Source organism: Variovorax cryoconiti, assembly GCF_051216395.1.
Lineage (GTDB): Bacteria > Pseudomonadota > Gammaproteobacteria > Burkholderiales > Burkholderiaceae_C > Variovorax.
Window position 1 is genome coordinate 1 of record NZ_JBPJZI010000078.1, and the last position, 1,040, is coordinate 1,040.

General features: G+C 62.5%; 1 protein-coding gene. It reads left to right on the forward strand.

What is annotated here, in order from left to right:
- Window positions 1-97 precede the first annotated feature (97 nt).
- Window positions 98-1,040, forward strand: a 943-nt coding sequence (locus tag ACSFA2_RS25870; RefSeq protein WP_435458180.1) for an IS481 family transposase, incomplete at its 3' end; no start/stop codon positions are given.

Here is a 1,040-nt window from a genome sequence, read left to right on the forward strand (position 1 = left end):
TGTGAAGCTTCAATAGGTTGTATCCGGTGTTCATCCGGATTGGGTTTGAGAGACTGGAAGTCGCCAAACACCCAATCCACTCAGGAAGCCCAACCGGATGAACACCCATAAGCATGCCCGACTTACCTTTGCTCGCCGGTTCGAGATGGTCAAACAGATGACCTTGCAAGGCTTTGATGCAGCCCAAGCCGGCCTTGCGCAAGGCGTGACTGCGCAGACCGCCAGGAAGTGGCTTGGGCGGTATTTGAGTGGCGGCGAAGCCGCCTTGGCTGATGCGTCTTCCCGGCCGGCACGCTCGCCCCGAGCCATCGACGAGTCCAAGGCCCTGCTCATCGTTGAGCTGCGCAAACGCCGGATGCTGCAGTCACGCATTGCCCGCTATGCAGGCGTCTCGGCGTCCACTGTCAGTCATGTGCTGGCCCGCGCAGGCATGTCGCGGCTGAGCGACCTGGAGCCTGCCGAGCCCGTGGTTCGCTATGAGCACGACGCGCCCGGCGACATGCTGCACATCGACACCAAGAAGCTCGGGCGCATCGTGCGTCCGAGCCATCGCGTCACAGGCGATCGACGCGACTCCGTGGACGGCGCAGGCTGGGAGACGCTGTTCGTGGCCATCGATGACCATGCCCGCATCGCCTTCACTGCCATGCATCCAGACGAGAAGAAGCAGGAGGCCGTTGAGTTCCTGAAGAACGCCGTGGCGTACTACGCCGGGCTCGGGGTGAGCGTCAAACGTCTGCTTACCGACAACGGCGCAGCCTTCCGCTCGAGGGAGTTCGCTGCCGCCTGCAAGGAACTGGGCGTGCAGCACAAGTTCACCAGGCCGTACCGGCCACAGACCAACGGCAAGGCCGAGCGCTTCATCCAGTCGGCGCTGCGCGAGTGGGCCTATGGCTGGACGTACCAGAACTCAGCCGAGCGAACCGAGGCCCTGGCCAGCTGGCAGCATCACTACAACTGGCATCGACCGCACAGCGGCATCGGGGCCATCGCTCCGATGTACAGACTCAAATCTGCAAACAACCTCTTGACGGTTCACA